Source organism: Clostridium sp. CM042 (assembly GCF_055080995.1).
Genome location: NZ_CM143646.1, coordinates 3,752,726 through 3,772,931, shown reverse-complemented (window position 1 = coordinate 3,772,931; position 20,206 = coordinate 3,752,726). Strand labels below are relative to the sequence as shown.

The following is a 20,206-nucleotide window of genomic DNA, read 5'->3' as shown; positions in this document are numbered from 1 at the left end:
ATTTGTACCCCCGATATTCTATATGAATCAAATCATTTAGCTTTAGTTTAACATAAACATACTTTATCCTAAAGCATATTTATTATAAATTAAATTATATCATAAATATCTCTAGTTTTGTAAGCGTATTATGATACTACATTATACTTTATTTCGCTTAATATATGTATTTTTATATTATTTTGAAAAAATACCATTATATACGTTAATGCATTTTTCTTTCATGTTATCAAATGTTTTATTATTCAAATAAAAAACATAGTCCTTGGTCTCAATTCTAAAATCGACAGGTTTTAATTTTAAATTTATTATAAATTTCGACTTATTTCTCACAAGTTCTGTCTTATTAATATTAACTTTGATAAATCCATAAATTAAAACAGAAAAAGAAATAAAAATTACAATAAAATATTTAATTCTGCCTTTTTTAAGCATAAAAAATGCCTCCTTACAGTTGACCTAAATAGATAACAATTACTAATTATTATCTTCCCCTTAGTAAGGATGCACTTTTTAAAATAAATTATTCACTTTTTTCCATTTAATTGCTCTGCAATGATTCTTGATAAATACTTACCAGTATTTTTTACCTCTTGGATAGTGTTGTTCTCTGATCCTACTTCAATTAGCAATGCATTATCACTTTTATTTTGACTATAAAACCTAATCCCATAATGATAAGTATGGATTTCATTACCTCTTATAAGATTTGGGTATAATTTATTTGATATTCCTATCAAGGAACTTATTAATTTCTTCTGTTTTGCGTATCTAGGGTTTTTATCTGTTACTACAAACATAAATTTAGCAACATTTTGCCCGTTTATTTTAGTGGTTACTGAATTCTTATTCGGCACACTATCTCTATGTAAATCTATAATTAAATCGAATTTTTCATATTCCTTTAAATACCTGTCTAAAGTAACTCCAGATTTTTTGTAGGCACTATTATAATCTCCTTTATCATGCACAGTCTTATCATGTATAACTGCAATTCCATATTTTTTTTCTAGTTCATCTTTTATTACATCTCCTGCAGCACAAACATTTCTTGTTTGATCTAAACTACTATCAATTTTAACTGTATCCTTATCCGATGTGCGATAAGCCTCACAAGTATGAGTATGGTATATAAGCACTCTAGGCTTTGCATTATTTAGAGTTTTTTTCAAAGCAGGATTATCGAGGGGAGCTACCAAATTAGAATCTTTAGTTTCCGCTTCCGACTTACTTACCTGTTTATCTTCTAATTTAAAGGGATTAAGACTAAAATTTAAATTGCTTACATCAGTGCTATCATCATTATTATCCAAATATGCAACTTCTTTCATTATTATAGATATAGGATTTAAAATATCTACTCCTAAAAATGATAATGCTGAAATTTTCATGCTATTTTCACTGTTAGCATACTGCTGCTCTGTGTTTGAGGACTTAATTACTGATAATGCATTATTAATAACATTAACATAAAAGTAATTTCTATATTTTCCTTCATTGTCTGCCTTAGCACTTTTAGGTAAAATGAGACCCATAAAAAAAATAATGAGTAATATGAAAACAGAAAAAAATATTCTCACATTACTATTTTTTTTAACAGCATATCTTGAAAAATTCATTTTTTCACTTATCATATTCTTATATTTAGCTTTAATTTCTACACCTTTGTAACTCATCTTTATCCCCCCTGCTTATACAATATATATGAGGGAATATATCAAGTTATTACTAGTTCAAATACTTATTTATGTCCTCTAAGCCCAATGCTGGTTGCAAGGCTATGTTAATGCCATTTGCAATAATTTTAGAAACTGAATTTATAACCATATCAATTTCTTTTGGTGTAACTACAAGGTTACCAACGTATGGATTTAATATTTCAGCAATCATTTTCTGTTTTTCTACTTTATCAATTGACTTAAGCATATTGTAAAATTCTTTGCCTTCATTTGACGATTTAATCATTTCATCAAGTACTAAATCAATGGTATCATTCGCTAGTGTTGCCGCATCAACTACTGTTGGAATCCCAATAGCAATAACTGGCACTCCTAAGGTTTTCTCACTTATTTCCATCCTCCGATTCCCAATTCCAGCTCCTGGGGAAATCCCAGTAGTCCCTATCTGTATAGTTCTGTTCACCCTATCCATTTTTCTAGAAGCCAATGCATCAATGCAAATAACTAAATTAGGTTTGATTTTCTCCACTATGCCGCGGATTATTTCACCAGTTTCCATACCAGTTATTCCTAGTACCCCAGGAGATATGGCACATACTGGTCTTATGCCTTCATCTATAGAGTCAGGTACTAATTGTTTTAAATGCCTAGTCACCATTATTTTTGAAACAACTTTTGGTCCTACAGCGTCAGGTGTAACGTTCCAATTACCGAGTCCAACCACGAGTGCTGTCATACTATCCTCTAATTTTATTAGCGGAGCGAGCACCTCTCCCATTACAATGCTTACTCTATCCATAGCATCACCATCATAGTGAACAAATTCTGGAATATCAATAGTTATATATGTACCTTTTGGTTTTCCCATCATTTCTTCCCCAATATCACTTACTATTTTTACATTAGTAATTTTAATATCACCCTCACTATACTCTTCTACATCAACACCGGGCATCTCACCATTGTTTTCTGCTTTGTATATTTCTTTAGCTTCAACAGCTAAATCTGTTCTTACACTTATCATAATTTCACCTCAACTATATTTTTAATATTAGCTTTTCCTAATAGCCCTTTACTATCCCTTCAAAAATGTTTTTTTAGGCTTTCCACTTACTTAATCATCTCCTGCGGAGTTGCAATGTTAAAAATTATATATATAAAATAAATTTCACTTGAAGTGATTAAATTTTAATGCTATAATATCAGTTGAATAATTAAAAAGATTCGTATGCAGTTTTACCCAAGACTGCTGACATGTTATTAAATACAAGGGTGGTGAAATTAAATGGCAAATATTAAATCAGCAAAAAAAAGAATTAGAGTTACTGAAGTTAAAACACAAAGAAACACAATGATTAAATCTGCTTTAAAAACTAAGGTAAAGAAATTTGAGACAGCTGTCGTTACTGGCAATGTTGAAGAAGCTAAGGTTACATATGCAAGCGTGGTTAAAGCTTTAGATATGGCTGTAACAAAAGGAATACTTCACATAAACAAGGCAGCAAGAAGAAAATCTAGACTAGCATCTAAGTTAAACGCTTTAAGTTTAACTGCATAATAAAAAACCGGTGATTTACACCGGTTTTTTATTTTTTTTGTATAAGACATTTAAAGGAATAATAAGTCAAAAGTAGACATTCTTAGAAATGATATTAAATCATCACCTGCAGAGATGTAATGTTACATAACAGTTTTTATCATAAAAACTTCAATATTTAGCTTGTCGTCAGTAGATGCACTTTTTAAGATTTTTTCTGTATCGACACATAGTTCAATATTTCTCTTTAGCGCCTTCATTTTAAACTTCATGCTCTGCGAGATCATTTTTTCACAAATATACGGATGAAGCTTTAATTCACTTGCCAAAATTTCTTTTGATTTCCCACTATCAATGCCTAATTTAAGATTAAATAAAAGATTGAATTGTCGTCCTAGCATAAATAAGATAAGTGGTATCTTCTCTCCTTTATATATAAGTTCATTTAAAACATCTATGGCTTTCTTAATATTTTTCTGAGACAAATAATCAACCAAATTAAAAATATCATTTTCACTCTTTTGAGGCATCATCTCCAAAATATCTTCTTTAGTAATTTCTCTTCCCTGTGTAAATGAAACTAATTTTTCTATTTCATTTAATATTATATCCATGTTATTGTCTACCTGGCCACAGAATAAAGTAAGTTCTGATTTCCCAATTTTCGTTCCGGCATTTTCAAATAAATCCTTGCACTTTTTTTGAAGCGATTCCCCTCTTAATTTATCAACTTTTATAACACATGCCTTTTTATCTAATTTTTTTATTTTATTGCTTGGTTTTTCTCTGTCACTTAAAAACACATAATATATGACTAAAATACAATGAGGTGAAGGGTTTTTTAAATATTCGCTTAGCATAGCGAAATTTTTGCTCTTTATATCTCCCGAATTTTTACCTCCACCACTATCATCTAAAAATGAAGCCCTGTATACAACCACAACCTTTTTATCACTCATAAATGGCATGGTTTCACAAGCATCAATAATTGTCTCAAAATCAATTTTGCTACCATCAAATTTCGAATAATTCAAATCCATGAAATCCCTGCTTAATACCTTATCAGTTATAAATTCAACATGGTTTTTTATTAGTTTTTCATCCGGTCCGCAAAATATATAACAATTATCTAGTTCATGTTTCTTAATTTTTTTCTCAAGCTCTGTAAAGTTAATCAAAATATTTCCTCCAACCCCTGTGAAAATTTTAATGTTTTATTTCCTATAATTACATATTTATTTATTATTGTACCTGGTAATGTGTATGTTTCATCCTTTTTTAGTTTTACAATATATTTAAATGGTATAATTTTTTCACCGATATTATTTGATGATGCCTTATCATTAAACACCTCCATATCGGGTTCTATATTTGTGTTTTGCACAAAACACACTTGCGCTTCTAATTTATTACCATTACTAATTAGCCTAATTGCATATCTCTGTGAAAGTCTGATACTTGAATCTCCCGTGTAACCTTGAAAGACTTTATCTACCTTCACAGGCACTTTTAAATCCTTCACATTAATATTGCCTGTGGTCACCGCAATTGTAGTTTTTTTATATTGTAATAAAACTATATCATTCTTATTTATATTTATATAGCTAATCTCCGGAAAAACCTTATAATTTTGAAAAGCAAAAACAAAAACAATGCAAATTGGAACATATTTAAATTGCCCATATCCTTTTTTAATACCAACATAGCACAGATATAGTCCAAATACAACTAAACTCTCTATATAAGAGAAGTAAATTATTTCTGGTAATAATATACCTAACATTTTTTGAATAAATTCTATAATCATTAAAACAGTATATAATCCGTAGTTTATTAAATTGAACAACTGATAAATGTGGCTAAGTACTAGACCCATATTCCCCAGTACCACAACTATTGTATAGAATGGCAATAACACTAAGTTACTAAAAAGGAATCCTAAACTAAAAGTTTTAAGGGCTCCAATTGCATAGGGCATAGAAAATATTTGGGAACTTAGGCTTAAACTAAAAGATTCGTTTAAAGCAGCTGGTAATTTATATAGCACCTTTTTCATTTTTTTATTATATGCTATAATTCCCAGAACGCAAAGAAATGAGAGCATAAATCCTATATCAAGAATATAAAAGGGTCTAATTATTAATAGTATAACTGCCGCTAGGCTAAGAGAAGATAAACTATCATATTTTTTATAAACCATACTTGATACTTTCAATATAAAGATCATTATAAATGCTCTTATTGTAGAGGCTTGACCTCCCGTAAATATCATATACACAAAAGAAAATAATAAAGCTATTTTATACCCCATAATAATTTCTAAAGCTTTATATATTATTGACATGTGTAGTCCCGATACACTTATAACATGACTGATACCTAATTTTTTAAAATCTTCTTTTTGCGTTTTTTCTATGTACCCACTGTCCCCAAAACATACAGCCATGACTATAGCAGATTTTTCTTTTCCTAATATTTCCGAAAATTTTTCATATAAGCCTCTTCTAAAGCTTTCAATCTTTGATATTAAATCTTCGTCACAAATTTTGTAATCTTTAACTGTATATGTTCCAACTATGCCTCTTTCATACACCGCTACTTTTTTAAAATTACCATTTATCCAAACACTTCTTCCCTGCGTCAATTCAAATATATCGCCCTCCAAAACAATTTTCTTATTATCATATTTCCCGATGCAATAATATGTACTTTTTTCCGAAATTCTCACTTTTAACTTTTGCTTACTTGGTAAATTAGTATTAAAATAAGAATAATAATTTATAGTTCCGATAATAAAAAAGCAGAATACTATATAAAAAAACTTCTTATCTATAGTAAAATACATTATAGCTAAAAAGGATGCAGCTATAACTGCACCTAAAATAGGACTATTTATTAAAGTTAAACAAGTAAAGCATCCCATCAATATCGTTATTGCATAATACACTAAAGGTCTAGTCATAATAACCTATTTTACTTGAAAATTTATCTACTAAAAAGAACATATAAATTTGTTCAATATTTTTTTGCTTCTATTATGATTTCAATATCCTTTAAATATATTTTCAAGCATTTTCTCACCTCCATAACTTTTATTTTATCCAATAAATATTTAAATTAATCAGCTTGTTCACATTTAATTAAATGTGATAAGTATAAATGAATAGCTTTTTAATAAAAAATAGGAGGCTTTAGCATAAACAACTAAAGTCTCCGTAATTTTAAATGCCTAATCTAGTTTTTTATATACTATCATTCAAAACCCAATTATGATAATTTTAGAAATCGCATCTATTATGGTTTCTTCTATTATGGTTTCTTCTATGATGTCTCTTATTGCAATTTATAAAAACAGTATTGCAACAACAATCATTTCTGTCACAATCATTTCTGTCACAATCATTACCATCAGCTAGTAATAATAATATTATCCACCAACAACACATATATATTCCCCCCCCTCTCCGAAGGCAAATATTTTTGTTTAAAGTCATTTTTCCTAAGTTTCTAGCATTAATGCTTCTTTTGTTGATATATAATATTATACTCATTACAAAAATGTTCCAATTAAATTATCTTTTTCAAAGCTGTTCATCGCTTCAAGTACGGTATTATTAACAGTAAAAAAATAACAGACTTTTTTATCTGTTATTTAAATAATTTACTTTACCTTATCAATTGGTTATTTTTAGACTTTCCTATTTCAATTTTCCCATCAGAATATATATACATTCCTTGTCCTTCTCTTTCATCATTTTGCCACTGACCTATATATTTTTCGCCCAGGACCCAAGTATGAATTCCTGTTCCATGTCTAAGTCCATTCTTTAATTCACCTACATATGTGTCTCCATCCGGCCACGTACAAATACCTTGACCACATTTTTCACCATTTTCCCAAACTCCTATGTATTTTTCTCCATCGGGCCATGTATATATTCCATATCCATGTTTTTCATCATTACTCCACTCACCTATATATTTTTCTCCGCCTGAAAAAACAAGTGTACCTTGTCCATGCATTTGATCATTTTTCCAAAGGCCTACATATTTACTTCCATCGTTATAAATAAAAGTCCCTTCACCATGCTTCTTACCGTCAACTCTTTCTCCTTCATAGGTTCCTCCGTGAATATGTTCTGTTTTACCAATTTTAACATTATCCTTGTTAATTTCATTTAAATTATCATTGCTTAATTTTATATTTTTCATATTCAAATCACTCCCTTACTTGAGTACCATTAACTTGTTATTTACAATCATTTGCATTTTCTTTTATATACTATACCATATTTCTTCTAAAATTATGCAATAATTTTCTACAAAACAAAACCTATAGGAATTAATTCCTATAGGTAATTTTTCTTAGATAATACTATCTTTGAAATCCTCTATTGTTTTGTTGTTTTTTAGCTCTTCTACAATCAGGACATCTTTGTGGTTCATTTTCGAATCCTTTTTCTTTATAAAATTCCTGTTCACCCTCAGTGAATACGAATTCTTGTGAACAATCTTTACATACTATAGTCTTATCAGCCATTTAAACATTTCTCCTTTTTAATTATATTAAGATTTAAGATTTGATTTACTTTATATGCCTAAAAAGGTAATGTTTTAATCATATCAAATATCTTGTTGTTGTTGATTTTGCAATCCCAACTCGTTAAGAATAACATATATTTTGTTAATATGCAATGTTTTTTTTATACTTTTTAAAATACTAAATATTTATTGACTAGCATTTCGAGCTATTGTTAAATTAATTGTTCCCTTAACAAAATCGATGGCTTGCAGTTTACTATGCCCCTTATGTTTTATTTCCTGTTCTTCTTTTATTGCTATTGCTTTATATGGATATTCTTTCTCATTGTTTTCTACAACTTCTATTACGTAACCCCTATATTCTTCCATACTCCACCTCTTATTATTTATTTAAAATTTTGTTCATAATTATATATTTGACATATATTATTTGAAACTAAACAGTAATTTTTTTAAAACTTTCCTTAACTTTAACATTTGTTCGTAAAATTTAAATCTAGTTATAATTTTTCTTTTTTATCCTCCTATTCTAATATCATTATAACACATTTCGAATAATTTGAATATTCTTTTATTAATATTATTATTCAACTTTTAACGTCATTTCAGCTTCGCAGAAGATGATTTAATCCTCTTGTCTATGTTTCTTTTTTACTACTTTAAGTCTAAAAAAGTCTTCTCTTTCTTTTTCTTCTAATACTTCTGTAACAAATTTCACTATTTCCTCAAATTTAGGAATTTGTATATTTTGAAGTGCATTTGCTCTCTTTTGGGTTTTTTTTATTTCCATGGCTAATCTGTAGACAGCATTTTCCACTTCTGCCAGCCCATAGGTTAAATATTTCACATTATTAAACTCTTTCATAGCCTCATCAATAGCCGCACTGCTTCTATAAAATCCATACTTCGGTTCTATTTCTTTTCTTTCAAAAATAATTTTAGGGACCTCTACCCCCATAACACTTTTAAATAAAATTTTATAGTCTTTAGCTTCGCCTATAGTCATAGCTTTGTCCTCTATATCTGTTATTCCCGAATTTATATTTGCAGATTCTAGCGCTTTATATGCCTTTGAAAAAGTTATATTTACCTCATTTTGAAGAACGCGAGCTTTAGATACATAAGACATCATTTCTCTAATAAGTACATTTCTCTTTTTATCTAATAGTTCAAAGCCTTTTTCAGAAAAGTCCAAGGAATTTTTAGCAGCCATTAATGTAGATTTAGTTGGTGCAAGTGTTTCCATATTATTGCACCACTATTTTATAATATTTTTCTAAAATCTTAGGTGAAACCCTGTCCAACTCATTTTTAGGCAATATGCTAAGAATTTCCCAAGCTAAATCTAAAGTTTCTGTCATATCTCTATTTTCATCATACTCCTGCTTTAAAAACCTTTCTTCAAATGCTCTACCAAAATCCATATATATCTTATCTATTTCCGAAAGCTCATCTTCTCCTATAACTTGAGCTAGTGCTATTACATCCTGTACCCTAGAGTAAGCTGCAAATATTTGATTTGATACATCTCCATGATCTTCCCTTGTAAAGCCTTCACCAATGCCATCTTTCATAAGTCTTGACAGGGAAGGAAGGATATTTACTGGCGGATAATAGCCTCTTTGCTCTATCCCTCTACTTAAAACAATTTGTCCTTCGGTTATGAAACCTGTAAGATCTGGTACTGGATGCGTTATGTCATCATTAGGCATAGTTAATATAGGGATTTGTGTTATACTACCCTTTTTCCCTTTCATCATCCCAGCCCTCTCGTACAGTGATGCTAGATCCGAATATAAATATCCTGGATAACCTTTTCTACTTGGAACTTCTTCTTTTAATGAAGAAAGTTCTCTTAATGCTTCACAATAATTAGTCATATCTGTAAGTATTACAAGTACATGCATGTCCTCTTCAAATGCTAAGTATTCTGCAGCAGTTAAAGCACATCTTGGAGTTATTATTCTCTCAACTATAGGATCGTCTGCCAAATTTGTAAACATAACCACCTTTTCAAGCACTCCCGCTTCTTCAAAACTTTTCTTAAAGAAGTTAGAATCATCATACTTTATGCCCATAGCTCCAAACACTATACAAAATTTTTCATCCACCTCATCAGAAATTTTTGCTTGCCTTACAATTTGTGCTGCCAGTTCATTATGCGCCATACCATTCCCAGAAAATATAGGAAGCTTTTGCCCTCTTATTAAGGTAGCAAGACAGTCTATAGATGATATTCCTGTTTGTATATAGTTTCTAGGGTATTTTCTAGCTACAGGATTCATAGGCCTTCCATTTATATCATATTTTTTTGAAGAATAAACTTCGCCACCATCATCTCTTGGATCACCTATTCCGTTAAATTCCCTTCCTAATATATCCTTTGTAAGCGCTATTTTAAAGGATTCCCCTCTAAAATGAACTGATGTATTGTTGACAGACATACCAGTTGTTGTTTCAAAAACTTGTATTATAGCCTTGTCTTTATAAATTTGAACAACCTTTCCTTTTTTGTTATACTTTCCATCCACCACTATATCAACGATTTCATCATATGCTACATCTTCAACACTCGAAAGTATAATTAAAGGCCCTTGAATTTTATTTAACATTAAATATTCTTTTTTCATATTGGACCTCCCTGCTAGTCTCTATAATGTAGATAATAATCATTATCTATATTTTTCTATAAGTCCATCAAAATAATTCACTAATTCACTTTCTAAATCATCTATTATCGAAAGTTCATCATTGGGCACATTGTATTTCATTTTATAAAGCTTTTCCATTAATTCTTTGTTTATTATAACAGAAATTGGTATTCCAAATTTCACAGCCGTGCTTCCCTTATCATAAAATGATTCTATAACTTTAAGCATCTTATATTGTTTATCTAAAGGTGCGTAAGTATCTACAATATTATAGGCGTTTTGTTGGAGGAATGCGATTTTAAGGCATTTGGAAACCTCTATAATCAACCTTTGCGCGTCTGGAAGCACATCTTCACCTACCAATTTAACTATCTCGAGCAGCTTATTTTCTTCATATAAAAGTTTAAGCATCTTTGCTCTTAAGTCCATTACATCTTCCGCCACATTCTCCTCATACCATTCCTTTAAAAGTGATAAGTACCCACTATAACTAGATAACCAATTTATTGCTGGATAGTGTCTTGCATAAGCTAATTTTTTATCAAGACCTAAAAAAACAGAAACGAATCTTTTAGTATTTTGAGTAACTGGTTCTGAGAAGTCTCCTCCAGCAGGCGACACTGCTCCAATTACAGTAACAGAACCTTCCGTACCGTTTAAGTTTTCTACATAGCCCGCTCTTTCATAAAACTCTGCAATTCTTGATGGAAGATAGGCTGGATATCCTTCTTCAGCAGGCATCTCTTCAAGTCGCCCAGAAATTTCACGTAAAGCCTCTGCCCATCTTGAAGTAGAGTCTGCCATTATAGCAACATGATACCCCATATCTCTAAAATATTCTGCTATAGTTATTCCTGTATAAATACTTGCTTCTCTTGCAGCTACGGGCATATTTGATGTGTTAGCTATAAGTACAGTCCTATTCATAAGTGGTAAATCCGTTCTAGGATCTATAAGTTTCGGGAACTCCTCTAGAACTTCTGTCATTTCATTTCCTCTTTCTCCGCAACCAATGTACACTATAATATCTGCATCAGACCACTTTGCAAGCTGATGTTGGGTTATAGTCTTTCCAGTACCAAACCCACCAGGGATAGCGCAAGTTCCTCCTTTAGCCAAAGGAAAGAATATATCTATTATTCTTTGGCCCGTGATAAGAGGTTTAAAAATAGTTTTTTTATCTTTTACTGGTCTTGGCGTTCTGCAAGGCCAAGATTGATAAAGTTTAAGTTCATAATCTTTTTCGCCTTGCTTTAATTTAACTACTATGGTTTCTATATTGTATTTTCCATTTTCGCATGCCCAGGTTACAGTTCCAAAAACCCCTGGTGGAACCATTATCTTATGCATAATAGATGCAGTTTCTTGAACGTTTGCATATATTTGTCCTTCTTTTAATTCATCTCCAAGTTTTGCGATAATGTCTACATCCCAAAGTTTTTCTTCATCAAGAGAAATGAGTCCTATACCCTCTGGTAAAAATCCATAAGACATTTCATTTATCTTTTCGAGTGGCCTCTCAATTCCATCGAATATATTTCCGAGTATTCCTGGCCCTAATTTAAGAGAAAGAGGGCTCCCAGTAGAAATTACAGGTTCACCTATCTTAAGCCCGCTAGTTTCTTCATAAACCTGAATCGTTGCAAAGTCTTCTTCTAGTATTATTATTTCACCGATGAGCTTCCTCGCGCCTACCATAACCATTTCTCTCATTTTGAAGCCCTTCATATGTTCAGCTTTTATAACTGGGCCATTTACTCCGATTATGTTTCCTTCCATGTTCTTCCTCCCCTTTTTAGGCCAGCATTTCCATAACTCTAACACCAATTATTTCTTTACTCTCTTGTAATGCAACATATATACTATTATTTATAATAAATGTTCCTTCAAAATCTTTTAGTATATGGCCGCCTATAAGGTCTTGTTCTGAAATTTTCATTTCAAAATTATAATCACAGTACTCCCTTAGTATAAGTCCAATTTCACTTTTAAATTTTTCGTAATCCCTTTTTAGTACTATAATATAGTAGTTCCCTTTATCTATTGCCTTCAAATTCTTTTTAATGTTACTTATAAAATACGATTTATATTCCTCACAACTAACAAATTGTATAAGCTTTACTCGAACATTTTCTAGAGCATCAATAATCAACTTATCCTTAAGAAACAGCACTTCCCTTTGCTTATTAAGCCTTTCTTTCGCTACTATTCCATTTGCTTTAATATTAGTTTTTTTTGTAACTTCCCTTTGGATGCTCCGTCTAAGCTCTTCTATCTTTTCTTTTTCTATATTGATTTTTTTTTCTGCCTCGAAACTGAATGTTTCTAATTTTTCTTCTTTTTCTTTATTTACCTTATCATATATTATCTTAGAAAATAAATTTATCTTATCTTCAATTGTGGTCATAACTAACCCTCCTGCGAATTCTTATGCTCCTATAATACTTGTATAATGAGTATACTCATTATATCTTAATCCCTATAGCCTCTTTAACGTATCTTAATATAGAGTCGCTACCGCGGTTCCAGCCGTGCCTATCTGGGATTTCTACCAAAAGAGGTCTTTCTTTTGACAATTTTATGATACTTACCTCATCTGGTATTAAAAGAGCAATTTTCTCTGTTATTATTATTATTCCTATTTCCTGATCTTTTTTTAATTCTTTGATTTTTTCCAATATTTTTTCTTTTTCATGAAGAACAACACCTTCTATTCCTGCCATTTTCATCCCTACAAAAGTATCCACATTATCACTTATTAAATAACTTCTCATAATCCACTCTCCTAAAAAATCATAATTTTGAAAGTATCATTATTGATATAATAAGTCCGTATATAGCAATACCTTCCCCAAGCCCAACAAAGATAAGGGTTTTTCCTAGTATCTTAGGATCTTCTGATACCGCACCTAAGGCTGAAGAACCAACTGCACCTACAGCATAGCCTGCGCCAATAGTTGCAAGTCCTGTTGAAAGCCCAGCTGCTAAATACCCAAGTCCTGCAGCCGGGTTCACTGTAACTGTTCCCGCTGCGCGTGCTACGCTTGGAATATTTACGATCAAAGCGCCCATCATAACTGGTATAAATACACCTAAATTTATTTTCAGTGCTTTTTTAACTTTTTTTCTCCCCAAAACATCTACTTTACTTTGAGAAACGACTCCATACGTAATAGTAACTATAACAACACAAAATGTTAACATTAATAAAATAGTCATAATTGTTATTCCTCCTTCTAATATCTAGTGCACTAACTTTCACGTTCATAAATTTCATTATTAATTACATAGAATACATATTTATATATATGTTACTTAAGTTCAATCTGCACAGGTTTAAAAGCAACCCCTGCACCTTCATAATACTTACTGAATAATTCATAATACTCAAGTCTTAACCCTTGTATAAATACAATTAACCCTTCAAGGCATATAATTATTATATTTCCAATTATCAGTATTAGTACTGAAGCAAATCCACTTTTAGTCATAGAGGCCATAGCAGAAAATGCAACAAACAAGCCCACATGATTTAATGCAAATGCACCTACTCTTATGAATGAAAGTGTATTAGAAAACATAGATAACAATGTTTCTATTACCTCAAAGCCTGATTCTATAAAGTAATCCTCAGCTCCAGATTCAAATAATATTTTTTTACCTTTAATAATATTCGCTAGCGGCTCCTTTAGTAATATCAATAATAAAAAGAAAATAAAATATATTATCCAAATAGTTGTTGGTAATAATGGCTTTTTATAGATTATAGATACTATTAGTATTAAAGCTCCAATGTAGAACATAAAACCTGCTAGTCCTTCTTTTCCAAAAAATCCACGTTCTATATCTTTTCTTCTTAAACTATTAGTAATTCCTAATATAAAACCTAAAATTAAGAAACCACATCCAAATATTATAGCTCCAATTAACATATCGTTAATATCTTCCATAGGTCTAATTAGCAATGCGTTAATCACTTTTTCAGAACCAAATACACTCCCGTATAGAAATCCAAATATTATAGAACTTACCCCCAGGGTTTCAAAAATCCCGCCTATATTACTCCTACCTGCCTTACTTTTCAGAATAAATCCTGCTAAAAGCAATACTAATCCTTGTCCTGCATCTCCAAACATAGCACCAAACATTAGCGTATAAGTTATTGCCAAAAACCTAGTAGGATCGATTTCATCATAGCTAGGAACACCATACATGAAAAGCAAACTCTCAAATGGTTTAAACAATTTGTTGTTTATAAGCATTGTTGGTGGAGTTATAGCTTTATTAGTTCTCTTATTAGGGTCTTTTTTAATAATCAATATCCTATCATCAAAACTCAAAAGTAACTTATCAAGGCTCTCCATAAAACTTTTAGGTATCCAACCAGAAAGATAAAAAAATTCATTTGTGCACGCCGCACTCTTTTTAATTTCTCCAGACTTTTGCTCCAATTCATAACTATTTTCTATATTTTTTATATTTTTATAATTTTCCTTTAGGAAATCACTAAGTTCCATTTTAATTTTCGTTGTAGATTGTTGTACTTGATATATTTCCGCACGAACAACCACTGCCACGTCTCTTGGAATGCCTATGTAATGATTAGGCACTAGAATTCTTTCGCAATTTGCAGATTTAAAAATTCTTTCCGTTTCTGTTAGCAAAAGCATTGGAGTAAATGCTATAAATGTAACAAAATCTTTTTCCTTATAGACAGTTTCTATTACCGAGGGAATATTTTCATAATTGGCTTTTAGTTTAACCATGTTTTGCTCTGGCACTTTATATAAATCCATTTGGAAATTTTTCATAGCAGTAATCTCTTCCATAGGAATAGATACATCATTTAAAAATCCTAAGGCCTCATAGGTGTTTTTAAGATATTGTTCCTTTTTCTTTAAATCCTCAAATTCTTTGTTTAAAATCGTATATTTCTCATATACTTGCGCTAGCTGATTCTCTATGGCATCAAAGTCAAAAATCATCTCTTTAATGTATTCGCAACTTATACCAACAGTATTTTGAGCCTTTGCAAGTTTTTCAACATGTTTTAAACTTATATTATATTCTTTATCATATAAGTAAGGTCTTATATAGTTTACATCCATTAAAGCCTCTATATTACCCTCAGAAGTTTTTAATACAAAATCTGACGAATTTATTTCTTGCAAAGCACTTACTGGCTGCATGCAGCCCTCTAGTGCTAACAATTTAGTTAATTTATCAAAATCAGACATTTCACCTACTAAATTAACCATATGCATTTTTTCTATAGACACAAAATCACCTCCTGCTTTTTTCTGGGGTATATAAGCATTTATGATGTGACAGAAACATAATTTATACCTTCATTCATATCCATATCATATCTTTTTTGTTCTACTATAGATATAACATCTTTTACTTCAATCCTATAAAACGCAAGATAACTCATAACCATGCTAATATTGGTTTTATTTTCTTTAAGATTTTTTTTGAAATATTTTTTTTGAAATTCACGTTGTCGTTTTTCAATAGAATTAAAATCATCTTTTTCATATATATGTGCATACGGTGTTTTTTCTATTAGATTATAAAATTCTTCCATATTATTTATATAACAAAGCTTTCTAATATTTTCCTTTGAAAGTTTATACCCATTATATATGGTATAGTTAAACAGCTCCTCAGGAGGTATATTGTAAAAAGTCTTTCCTCTATATATCCATCCTAAATTTAAAAGGTCTGCTTCCAAGCCTAATATACTGAGCACCACTTCTTTATTCTCATTGTCTAAATGCTTGAGTTCTCGCCTAATTGACGTAAAATAAACAAAATCAAGTTCTGTTTCAATCCTAAACAAACCTTTTTCACTTATGCCTTTAGCTAAGTTTTTTAGACTTTTATAATATATGCTCCCTTTTAGTCCGTCTATTACCTCTTCTGCATTTTTTAAAGCTAATAAATAATCATAATTTATTGTATTTAAGGAACTTCTTGCAATTAGCTTGTTTTCTATTTCGTCGCGACGTAGGCCTAAATATTTTCCTCTAATAATTATTTTCAAATCTTCTATTTCCCATCTTACAAAAAAAACTTTTATAAGCTTCCTATATTCACCATCAAAATATTTTATAAATTTGCTATAAATACTCGTATAGTGCCTATTTAAAATAATCTCTAAATTACCCCTATGCATCTTCTCTAAGTTGTACGCTCCTAAAGGTTCTCCATAGCTCGTCTCCTCTTTTAACACTTTAACAGTACTTTTAAAGTCTTTACACTTTAGTAATTTCAAATATTGATCTCCTCTTATCATCTTTCCCATCATTGCCTTTACTTTAGAATTAATAGCACTAAACTTAACAACACTTCCCATGGATTTCCACTCCTATAATAGCGTTAAATACTTCATCTACTATTTCTAATTTATTATTTTGATATTTTCTATTAATATTTTTTATTACTTCTTCTTTTTCTTTTCTTATGTTTTCAGCTCTAAACTCTGCCTCCATCATTTTTTCATTACTTATAGTATTCTTAATGTTTTTAGATTCTTCTTGAAAGCTAACCTTCATATCCTTTATTATATTTTCAAATTCAACTTGTTTTTCTTTTAACATTTCATCAATGCCCTTCCTATAGCTTTCAGCATCTTTGTCTATACTCATTATTTTGTTAGTTATAAATTCCAAAGCATCACCCCCAATATTTATAAATAATACTTTTTTATATTTTCTCATAATTTTGAATGTTGATTATATTCTTATTATATTACCCTTAATACATAATGTCGAAAGTGATTTTGGGCATAATCTAAGCATTTAATAATGGATTTGAGCGTTATTACAATATATACCATACAAAGCTAACGCTACCTGTGTTTATCTCTTGCCTCCTATATAAAAACCATGACAGTCTCTTAAATAATTTTTCTTTATATTACCTAATGTATGTAGTATACTTATATATTATGGCTAAATACGCTAATGAAGGAGGATACTTATGAAAGATAACATAAAAGAAATTGAAGATAGCATATTAAACTATCTGTATGAAAATAGAACCGCATCCCCACAAAGCATTGCAAAAATAAAACTTGCACTTAATCTAGGTAATGGTAAAGGTGATATTAGAGTTTTGAAATCTTCTCTTGAATCTTTAATGAAAAAAAGGCTTATAACTAAACAAGCGGTTAGAGGAAATTATAAAATTGAACTTACCGGAATAGAATTTATTGAAGAGAATTTAAAAAAAGAGTTATAAACTCTTTTTTTTATGAAATACAATATAAAAAGCGGCTCAGATAGCATAAAACTATGTATCTAAGCCGCAATATGTCTATTTAATTATGAAATATGTGTAAATTGAATTCATTCGTTGTATTAGAACTACAACATAATTTTAGCTTGGCAGGCACACTATCACCTACCCCCATGTATGTTATTAATTTTAGCATATTTCACTGATATATTCAATAACAATATGCATAATTTTGTCGAATTGTTTAATCCTACACTCCATACTTTAAATTTTTCTTGTTCATTTGTATATTGTATCCTAAAATCATATAAATATACAAATATTCCATATATATTTAACGACATTTCAGCTCCTCAGAAGATGATTTAATTACTTTATGTCTATCTTATCTATAAATTTGCTTAAGGTTTTTTCTCCAATACCGCCCACTTTTGTTAGCTCTTCTACAGCCTTAAATCCTCCATTTTGCTGCCTATATTCAATTATAACATCAGCTTTAGCATCACCTATTCCTGTAAGGGTCTTTAGTTCTTCTTTGCTAGCAGTGTTTATGTTAATAATAGCGCCCTTTTCAGTGTTACTCGAGCTTGAAATCGCAGAATCGTTAGAATTACCCTTTAGAGTAGTATTCAGAGGAGTTTGTGTTTTGTTTACCTCACCCTTTTTACAAATCACAATACAATCTTCATCATTTAGTTTTGCAGAAAGATTTGTAGCATCAAGGTCTGCGTCGCTAGTTCCACCGCCTGCTAGTTTTATAAGATCAGTAACTCTACTTCCTTTTTTTATTTCATAAACACCAGGATCTTTTACGGCACCCTTTATATCTACTTTAATATTACTATCTTCTACTTTTATATTACTACCTTCCACTTTAATATTACTACCTCCTACTTTTGTATTACTATCTTCTACTTTATTTGATCCAGCTGCAATAACTCCCTCTACACCTTTTTTTTCTGAAGTTTTATCAGCTTCTACAAATATATCCTTATAATTCGCAGCATTAACATTTTCTTTTGGACTTGACAATTTGTAGCCAGCAATTATAAATACAATACTTATGCACAAAATAACTATAGAACCAATTATTTTTTCTTTATTTTTCATAATTCCTCCTTGTCAACCTACGCAGGCACAGAACAGGTACTCATTTTTTTGCCATCCTATATAAAATTATTGACAAGTTTATGTAAATACTATCGCTAAGAAAGATTTTTTTTGATATACTATAAATGTTGAAAAATTTGGAGGTACTTTATGAAAAAATTAATTACGATAGCACTTACATCACTTTTTTTATTTTTTAATACAGCCCCAACAGTTAAAGCACTATCAAAACCACCAGTGACGTCTGCTGATAGTGTGGTTTTAATGGATGCCACTACGGGTAAAATACTTTATGAGAAAAATAAAGATTCCGCTTACCCCCCAGCTTCCACCACTAAGATAATGACTATACTTCTTGTCTTAGAAAACTCCAATTTAAACGATGTGGTAACCGTAAGTAAAAATGCAGAGATGGCTGATGGTTCAAAAATATATCTCATTAAAGACGAAAAAATTTCTGTAAAAGAATTGTTATACGGATTAATATTAGCCTCCGCTAATGACTGTGCAGTGGCCTTAGCAGAACATGTAAGTGGTTCCACAAATAAATTTGCAAAGCTTATGAATGAAAAGGCCGATTCTTTAGGTTGTAAAAGTACTAATTTTGTCAATCCCAATGGGCTATATGATGTTAATCATAAAACTTCATCCTACGATTTAGCTTTAATTATGCGGGAACTAACTAAGCATGATGAATATACAAAAATATCAACAACTCCTTCATATAAAATGGCAAGAACAAATAAATCCAAAGAAGTACGCCCTCTTTGGAATGGTAATAGACTAATACATACTGGTGACGAAAACTATTATAAGGGTTGTGAAGGTGGAAAAACAGGATATACTATCCAATCACAGCATTCCTTTATTGCCGTAGCCAGCAGAAATGACCAAAAACTTATAGTATCTCTTGTACATGACTCTAAGAAGACATTTTTTCCAGACAGTAAAAAACTATTGGATTATGGATTTAATAATTTTGAACTCTCTAAACAATTTAATAAGAATGATGAAGTATCAAATTTAACTTTAGATGATGGTACGAAGATTCCGCTACTTTCTTCAAAGGATCTTTATATTGTTAAATCTAAAAATCCAACTTTAACTCCAACTATTAAAACTGAGGAAGAGAAAATAGGCCTTTCGCCAATTAAAAAAGGTGATCTAATAAGCAACGCTACAATTACTTATGGTAAAGATTCTTATGCTTTAGATTTGAATAGCGGAATAGATTATGCTAAAAAGAGCGTTCTACCCCCTTTCCTCTCAATAAACACAATAAATGCACTAAAATATCTTGCACTTGCCTTAGCACTATTGTTCTTTGTTATAATAACAAAAAAAAAGAACAGAAAAAGAGGAAAAAGAATAGGAAATATTCCTAGACACTTTAAACAATAAAACATAATATAAAAAAGCACCAAGTATAAATAAAATGGATCCTA

Annotated in this window: 22 protein-coding genes; 3 read left to right on the top strand and 19 right to left on the bottom strand. The window is 30.4% G+C overall.

Annotation, left to right across the window (positions count from 1 at the left end; all coding sequences use genetic code 11):
• Positions 1 to 177: 177 nt before the first annotated feature.
• The 3 genes from ACWJJ7_RS17965 to gpr all read right to left on the bottom strand — a co-directional run bounded on the left by ACWJJ7_RS17965 (position 178) and on the right by gpr (position 2,703).
• Positions 178 to 435 carry a hypothetical protein gene (locus ACWJJ7_RS17965; RefSeq protein WP_462963302.1) on the bottom strand — a complete coding sequence of 86 codons (258 nt, stop codon included), beginning with the start codon at positions 433 to 435 and terminating at the stop codon, positions 178 to 180.
• Positions 436 to 527: 92 nt separating this feature from the next.
• The gene (locus tag ACWJJ7_RS17960) at positions 528 to 1,676 is read right to left on the bottom strand and encodes a stage II sporulation protein P (RefSeq protein WP_462963301.1); all 1,149 of its coding nucleotides are present in this window, start codon (positions 1,674 to 1,676) and stop codon (positions 528 to 530) included.
• 52 nt (positions 1,677 to 1,728) lie between these two features.
• A complete protein-coding gene (gpr, locus tag ACWJJ7_RS17955; RefSeq protein WP_462963300.1) occupies positions 1,729 to 2,703 on the bottom strand; it encodes a GPR endopeptidase in 975 nt (324 codons plus the stop codon).
• A gap of 261 nt (positions 2,704 to 2,964) precedes the next feature.
• On the opposite strand from gpr, the gene rpsT reads away from it, so the two are divergent.
• Positions 2,965 to 3,237, top strand: a complete 273-nt coding sequence (rpsT, locus tag ACWJJ7_RS17950; protein ID WP_462963299.1) for a 30S ribosomal protein S20 — start codon at positions 2,965 to 2,967, stop codon at positions 3,235 to 3,237.
• A 122-nt stretch (positions 3,238 to 3,359) separates the two neighbouring features.
• Here rpsT and holA read toward each other — a convergent pair whose 3' ends face one another.
• The 15 genes from holA to ACWJJ7_RS17875 form a co-directional block, all read right to left on the bottom strand.
• Entirely contained in the window at positions 3,360 to 4,394 is a 1,035-nt protein-coding gene (gene holA, locus ACWJJ7_RS17945) for a DNA polymerase III subunit delta (protein WP_462963298.1), read from the bottom strand.
• Positions 4,391 to 6,178, bottom strand: a complete 1,788-nt coding sequence (locus ACWJJ7_RS17940; protein ID WP_462963297.1) for a ComEC/Rec2 family competence protein — start codon at positions 6,176 to 6,178, stop codon at positions 4,391 to 4,393. Before ACWJJ7_RS17940 ends, holA begins: the two co-directional genes overlap by 4 nt.
• A gap of 316 nt (positions 6,179 to 6,494) precedes the next feature.
• Positions 6,495 to 6,662 carry a hypothetical protein gene (locus tag ACWJJ7_RS17935; protein ID WP_462963296.1) on the bottom strand — a complete coding sequence of 56 codons (168 nt, stop codon included), beginning with the start codon at positions 6,660 to 6,662 and terminating at the stop codon, positions 6,495 to 6,497.
• Positions 6,663 to 6,882: 220 nt separating this feature from the next.
• Entirely contained in the window at positions 6,883 to 7,428 is a 546-nt protein-coding gene (locus tag ACWJJ7_RS17930; protein WP_462963295.1) for an MORN repeat-containing protein, read from the bottom strand.
• Between the two features lie 163 nt (positions 7,429 to 7,591).
• The gene (locus ACWJJ7_RS17925) at positions 7,592 to 7,756 is read right to left on the bottom strand and encodes a zinc-ribbon domain-containing protein (protein ID WP_165413721.1); all 165 of its coding nucleotides are present in this window, start codon (positions 7,754 to 7,756) and stop codon (positions 7,592 to 7,594) included.
• A 188-nt stretch (positions 7,757 to 7,944) separates the two neighbouring features.
• On the bottom strand, positions 7,945 to 8,127 hold the full coding sequence (locus ACWJJ7_RS17920; protein WP_165413720.1) for a hypothetical protein: 183 nt from the start codon (positions 8,125 to 8,127) through the stop codon (positions 7,945 to 7,947).
• A gap of 256 nt (positions 8,128 to 8,383) precedes the next feature.
• On the bottom strand, positions 8,384 to 9,004 hold the full coding sequence (locus ACWJJ7_RS17915; protein ID WP_462963294.1) for a V-type ATP synthase subunit D: 621 nt from the start codon (positions 9,002 to 9,004) through the stop codon (positions 8,384 to 8,386).
• Between the two features lies 1 nt (position 9,005).
• Positions 9,006 to 10,388, bottom strand: coding sequence for a V-type ATP synthase subunit B (locus ACWJJ7_RS17910; protein WP_462963293.1), 1,383 nt, complete (start codon positions 10,386 to 10,388; stop codon positions 9,006 to 9,008).
• A gap of 42 nt (positions 10,389 to 10,430) precedes the next feature.
• A complete protein-coding gene (locus tag ACWJJ7_RS17905) occupies positions 10,431 to 12,188 on the bottom strand; it encodes a V-type ATP synthase subunit A (protein WP_462963292.1) in 1,758 nt (585 codons plus the stop codon).
• Positions 12,189 to 12,204: 16 nt separating this feature from the next.
• A complete protein-coding gene (locus ACWJJ7_RS17900; RefSeq protein WP_462963291.1) occupies positions 12,205 to 12,816 on the bottom strand; it encodes a V-type ATP synthase subunit E in 612 nt (203 codons plus the stop codon).
• Between the two features lie 58 nt (positions 12,817 to 12,874).
• A complete protein-coding gene (locus ACWJJ7_RS17895) occupies positions 12,875 to 13,183 on the bottom strand; it encodes a V-type ATP synthase subunit F (protein ID WP_462963290.1) in 309 nt (102 codons plus the stop codon).
• Positions 13,184 to 13,202: 19 nt separating this feature from the next.
• Positions 13,203 to 13,628: an ATP synthase subunit C gene (locus tag ACWJJ7_RS17890; protein WP_462963289.1), complete on the bottom strand. Its 426-nt coding sequence runs from the start codon at positions 13,626 to 13,628 to the stop codon at positions 13,203 to 13,205.
• Positions 13,629 to 13,720: 92 nt separating this feature from the next.
• A complete protein-coding gene (locus tag ACWJJ7_RS17885; RefSeq protein WP_462963288.1) occupies positions 13,721 to 15,688 on the bottom strand; it encodes a V-type ATP synthase subunit I in 1,968 nt (655 codons plus the stop codon).
• Between the two features lie 38 nt (positions 15,689 to 15,726).
• Positions 15,727 to 16,767, bottom strand: a complete 1,041-nt coding sequence (locus ACWJJ7_RS17880) for a V-type ATPase subunit (RefSeq protein WP_462963287.1) — start codon at positions 16,765 to 16,767, stop codon at positions 15,727 to 15,729.
• Positions 16,751 to 17,131 (bottom strand): hypothetical protein, encoded by a 381-nt coding sequence (locus ACWJJ7_RS17875; protein ID WP_462963286.1) that lies wholly within the window; start codon positions 17,129 to 17,131, stop codon positions 16,751 to 16,753. The genes ACWJJ7_RS17880 and ACWJJ7_RS17875 overlap by 17 nt, the downstream gene beginning before the upstream one ends.
• Before the next feature lie 262 nt (positions 17,132 to 17,393).
• On the opposite strand from ACWJJ7_RS17875, the gene ACWJJ7_RS17870 reads away from it, so the two are divergent.
• On the top strand, positions 17,394 to 17,654 hold the full coding sequence (locus tag ACWJJ7_RS17870) for a hypothetical protein (RefSeq protein ID WP_216301781.1): 261 nt from the start codon (positions 17,394 to 17,396) through the stop codon (positions 17,652 to 17,654).
• Between the two features lie 366 nt (positions 17,655 to 18,020).
• Here the strand turns inward: ACWJJ7_RS17870 and ACWJJ7_RS17865 are convergent, their stop codons facing one another.
• A complete protein-coding gene (locus ACWJJ7_RS17865) occupies positions 18,021 to 18,761 on the bottom strand; it encodes a helix-hairpin-helix domain-containing protein (protein ID WP_462963285.1) in 741 nt (246 codons plus the stop codon).
• Positions 18,762 to 18,911: 150 nt separating this feature from the next.
• Here ACWJJ7_RS17865 and ACWJJ7_RS17860 point away from each other — a divergent pair, with 150 nt between their 5' ends.
• Entirely contained in the window at positions 18,912 to 20,162 is a 1,251-nt protein-coding gene (locus ACWJJ7_RS17860) for a serine hydrolase (RefSeq protein ID WP_462963284.1), read from the top strand.
• Positions 20,163 to 20,206: the final 44 nt, after the last annotated feature.

What these genes read in the sequence shown, in the direction of transcription:
- rpsT (WP_462963299.1), top strand. Translation starts at nt 2,965, where the DNA reads ATGGCAAATATTAAATCAGCAAAAAAAAGAATTAGAGTTACTGAAGTT.
- gpr (WP_462963300.1), bottom strand. Translation starts at nt 2,703, where the DNA reads ATGATAAGTGTAAGAACAGATTTAGCTGTTGAAGCTAAAGAAATATAC.
- ACWJJ7_RS17870 (WP_216301781.1), top strand. Translation starts at nt 17,394, where the DNA reads ATGAAAGATAACATAAAAGAAATTGAAGATAGCATATTAAACTATCTG.
- ACWJJ7_RS17865 (WP_462963285.1), bottom strand. Translation starts at nt 18,761, where the DNA reads ATGAAAAATAAAGAAAAAATAATTGGTTCTATAGTTATTTTGTGCATA.
- ACWJJ7_RS17915 (WP_462963294.1), bottom strand. Translation starts at nt 9,004, where the DNA reads ATGGAAACACTTGCACCAACTAAATCTACATTAATGGCTGCTAAAAAT.
- ACWJJ7_RS17910 (WP_462963293.1), bottom strand. Translation starts at nt 10,388, where the DNA reads ATGAAAAAAGAATATTTAATGTTAAATAAAATTCAAGGGCCTTTAATT.
- ACWJJ7_RS17920 (WP_165413720.1), bottom strand. Translation starts at nt 8,127, where the DNA reads ATGGAAGAATATAGGGGTTACGTAATAGAAGTTGTAGAAAACAATGAG.
- ACWJJ7_RS17875 (WP_462963286.1), bottom strand. Translation starts at nt 17,131, where the DNA reads ATGAGAAAATATAAAAAAGTATTATTTATAAATATTGGGGGTGATGCT.
- ACWJJ7_RS17925 (WP_165413721.1), bottom strand. Translation starts at nt 7,756, where the DNA reads ATGGCTGATAAGACTATAGTATGTAAAGATTGTTCACAAGAATTCGTA.
- ACWJJ7_RS17890 (WP_462963289.1), bottom strand. Translation starts at nt 13,628, where the DNA reads ATGACTATTTTATTAATGTTAACATTTTGTGTTGTTATAGTTACTATT.
- ACWJJ7_RS17960 (WP_462963301.1), bottom strand. Translation starts at nt 1,676, where the DNA reads ATGAGTTACAAAGGTGTAGAAATTAAAGCTAAATATAAGAATATGATA.
- ACWJJ7_RS17900 (WP_462963291.1), bottom strand. Translation starts at nt 12,816, where the DNA reads ATGACCACAATTGAAGATAAGATAAATTTATTTTCTAAGATAATATAT.
- ACWJJ7_RS17880 (WP_462963287.1), bottom strand. Translation starts at nt 16,767, where the DNA reads ATGGGAAGTGTTGTTAAGTTTAGTGCTATTAATTCTAAAGTAAAGGCA.
- ACWJJ7_RS17965 (WP_462963302.1), bottom strand. Translation starts at nt 435, where the DNA reads ATGCTTAAAAAAGGCAGAATTAAATATTTTATTGTAATTTTTATTTCT.
- ACWJJ7_RS17940 (WP_462963297.1), bottom strand. Translation starts at nt 6,178, where the DNA reads ATGACTAGACCTTTAGTGTATTATGCAATAACGATATTGATGGGATGC.
- ACWJJ7_RS17895 (WP_462963290.1), bottom strand. Translation starts at nt 13,183, where the DNA reads ATGAGAAGTTATTTAATAAGTGATAATGTGGATACTTTTGTAGGGATG.
- ACWJJ7_RS17930 (WP_462963295.1), bottom strand. Translation starts at nt 7,428, where the DNA reads ATGAAAAATATAAAATTAAGCAATGATAATTTAAATGAAATTAACAAG.
- ACWJJ7_RS17905 (WP_462963292.1), bottom strand. Translation starts at nt 12,188, where the DNA reads ATGGAAGGAAACATAATCGGAGTAAATGGCCCAGTTATAAAAGCTGAA.
- ACWJJ7_RS17935 (WP_462963296.1), bottom strand. Translation starts at nt 6,662, where the DNA reads ATGTGTTGTTGGTGGATAATATTATTATTACTAGCTGATGGTAATGAT.
- ACWJJ7_RS17860 (WP_462963284.1), top strand. Translation starts at nt 18,912, where the DNA reads ATGAAAAAATTAATTACGATAGCACTTACATCACTTTTTTTATTTTTT.